The 255-nt window shown below is 54.5% G+C and carries 1 protein-coding gene; it reads right to left on the reverse strand.

Going from position 1 to position 255, the window contains the following annotated elements:
• A partial coding sequence (locus ACO0LK_RS27090) for a hypothetical protein (RefSeq protein WP_422980621.1) occupies positions 1 to 255 on the reverse strand: 255 nt, incomplete at both ends.

The following is a 255-nucleotide window of genomic DNA, read 5'->3' on the forward strand; positions in this document are numbered from 1 at the left end:
ACTGTGCCTGTGTGGGCAGCTACGCTACCCAGGGCAACGGTGTTGTTTTCTGAATCAGCGTCAACGATGGTGACGTTTTCAGCGGCGCCTGTTGTCAGGGTGACGTTGAAACGTGGATCGGTGTTCAGGCCTTCGGCGATGGTCAGGGCAACGGTGTCACTTGTACCTGTGTCAACAGCCAGACGGGCATTGACGATGTTTTGGGTGATGGCGTTGGAACCTGTGTCACTGTGTTGAATAGTGATGTTGGTGGCT

Source organism: Undibacterium sp. Ji49W (assembly GCF_049340205.1).
In the GTDB taxonomy this organism is placed as follows: Bacteria; Pseudomonadota; Gammaproteobacteria; order Burkholderiales; family Burkholderiaceae_D; genus Undibacterium.